This window comes from Streptomyces sp. NPDC054847, assembly GCF_053610925.1.
Map to the genome: position 1 here is coordinate 1 of NZ_JBSGZJ010000661.1, position 2,665 is coordinate 2,665.

General features: G+C 69.9%; 2 protein-coding genes. One reads left to right on the forward strand and one right to left on the reverse strand.

Going from position 1 to position 2,665, the window contains the following annotated elements; all coding sequences use genetic code 11:
• Window positions 1–421: 421 nt before the first annotated feature.
• Window positions 422–1,624, reverse strand: coding sequence for an IS110 family transposase (locus tag ACWGH4_RS33865; RefSeq protein WP_453467607.1), 1,203 nt, complete (start codon window positions 1,622–1,624; stop codon window positions 422–424).
• Window positions 1,625–1,836: 212 nt separating this feature from the next.
• Between ACWGH4_RS33865 and ACWGH4_RS33870 the strand changes: the two genes are divergently transcribed.
• A complete protein-coding gene (locus tag ACWGH4_RS33870) occupies window positions 1,837–2,637 on the forward strand; it encodes a peptidoglycan DD-metalloendopeptidase family protein (RefSeq protein WP_453467609.1) in 801 nt (266 codons plus the stop codon).
• Window positions 2,638–2,665 lie beyond the last annotated feature (28 nt).

Below are 2,665 nucleotides of genomic sequence, written 5' to 3' on the forward strand. Positions count from 1 at the left end.
GGAACGACACCGCCGCCCCCGAGTCCCTGACGGACGTCGTGGCCCGCGTCCGCGAGGTCGCCGCCGAACGCCCCGCCGCCGTTCACGGCGCTCGTTCGTCTCCAGCGCATGCCCTCGTTCCCCTTCGTCGAGTCGTGTCCGGTCGCGTTCCGTCGGGTGTGGGGTCGACTTGTCACATGTGTGTCTTCGGCACGTTCGGGTCGTGGGCGAGCGGGCGGCCCGGGTCTTCGGCCGTCAGGGTGAGGCCGTCAGGGTGACGGGCCGGGTTGTCAGGTGCAAGACATTCGATCCTGGGCGAACGATGGCCCGGCGTTCTTGTCATGGGCAAGGCATGTCGTTACGTTCCCGGGGTCTCACAGCGTCCGCGGCCCGGCGTGACCCCCGCAGAGCCGCCCCCCACCAAGGAGTCTCAATGACGAAGTCAAGCCGCCTGCGTGACCGGCGGGGCGGGGGTGAACATGCGTCCGTCACGCAGCAGCGCCCAGAGCACACTCGCTCGTCGGCGGGCCAGGGCGATGACGGCCTGGACGTGCTTGCAACCCTTGCCACGCTTCTTGAGGTAGAAGTCCCGGTTGGGTCCCTCGCGGATGATGCTGGTCTGCGCGGACATGTAGAACACCCGTCGCAGGCGGCGGCTGTAGCGCTTGGGCCGGTGCAGGTTGCCGGTCCGCCGACCCGAGTCGCGTGGCACGGGCACGAGCCCGGCCGCCGAGGCCAGGTGACCGGCGTCCGCGTAGGCGGTCAGGTCGCCCGCGGCGACGACGAACTCGGCGCCGAGTATGGGGCCCATGCCGGGCAGCGACTCGATGATCTCCGCCTGCGGGTGGCTGCGGAACGTCTCACGGATCTGCTTGTCGATGCGCTTCAGACGGTCATCCAGGGCCAGGATCTGCGCGGCCAGGTCGGCGACGAGCTGGGCGGCGATGTCCTCGCCGGGCAGCGCGGTCTGCTGGGCCTGGGCGGCCTCCAGCGCGGTGGCCGCGACGACGTCGGCGCCGCGCACACTGCGATTCGCCAGCCATGCCGTCAGCCGGGCCCGGCCGCGGCGGCGGATCGCTGCCGGGGTCTGGCAGCCGGTCAACAGCACCACGGCACCCTTGTGAGCCGAGTAGTCGAAGGCCCGCTCCAGGGCGGGGAAGACGCCGGTCAGCACGTCCCGCAGCCGGTTGATCATCCGCACCCGGTCGGCGACCAGATCGGATCGGTGGGCGGTCAGCAGCGACAGATCGGCAGCCAGCTGCGCGGGCACGTCGATCGCGGCGAAGTCCCTGCGGTGACGGGCTGTTTCGGCGATGACGTACGCGTCACGGGCGTCGGTCTTCGCCTCGCCCCGGTAGGCCCCGGACATGCGGTTGACGGTGCGGCCCGGCACATAGACGGCCTGCTGGCCGTGCGCTGCGAGCAGAGCCAGCAGCAGCGCGGACGACGTGCCGGAGATGTCCACCGCCCATTGAACATCGTCAGCCAGCTCCAGGATCTCGCTGAGCGCCGTCAGAATCGCCGACTCGTCGTTCTCGATCTTCTTCGACCACAGAGTTTCGCCGGTCTCATCGACCACTGCAGCCCAGTGATGACCCTTGCCTGCGTCGATGCCGGCCCACACCTGAGCCCGTCGCTCGCTCACTCGCCCCTCCCCAGTTCCAACAGCATGCCGTTGGCCCAAGGAACACCCCGCTGTCATCTCCGTAATCAGCGACCGCACACAGCGCGCACATCTCAATCAGCAGTCAGGGCGCCCCGAAGAGCCGGGCGGCCACTCCTTGGAAGCCACGAACGGCAAGCAACCGTCAGCCACACCCGGCCCTCCCGGGCCGCTTAACAACTTACGGAGCAATCGTGAGGTTCCTCAGACGCCTTCCCGCCGTGGTCGCCGCCGCCGTCCTCGCGCTCACCGGGCTGTCGGCCGTCCCGGCGCAGGCCGGCGAGTCCGCGGCGACTGCCGGGCCCAACTTCAAGGCCCCCTACCCCTGCGGACAGCGATGGACCTACAGCCATCACTCCGCCGAGGTCCGCCGCGCCCTCGACTTCGTGCGCGCCGACGGCGGAACCACCGCAGGCACCCCCGTCCTCGCCTCGGCCGCCGGAACCGCCACCCGCCACTACCAGGCCGGAGGCGCGGGGAACTACATCGTCATCGACCACGGCAGCGGCTGGAAGACGTACTACTTCCACCTCGCCGCCTACTCCGTCGCGAGCGGCGAATACGTGGGCCAGGGCCGGCAGATCGGCACCACCGGAAGCACCGGCAACTCCTCCGGCGCGCACATCCACTACGAGCAGCTCTACAACGGCGTCGGCCAGAACATCGTCATCAACGGCTCCGGACTCTCCTACCCCGGCAGTTACCACCAGGCCTACCTGACCAGCGACAACGGCTGCGGCGGCACCGGCGTGCCGTTCAACACCTGGGGCAGCGGCGTCAACGTCCGCGCCGACGCCCGCCTGAGCGCCCCCGTCGTCACCACGCTGGGCGGGCCGACCGCCGTGCGCGTCCTGTGCCAGAAGCAGGGTGACACCGTCAACGCCGAGGGCTACACCAACAACTGGTGGAGCAAGCTCCGCGACCAGAACGGCTTCATCAGCAACATCTACATCGATCACCCGGACGCCAGGCTCCCCGGCGTCCCGCTCTGCTGACCGCCCGTCACCACCCGGGCGGCGCGCG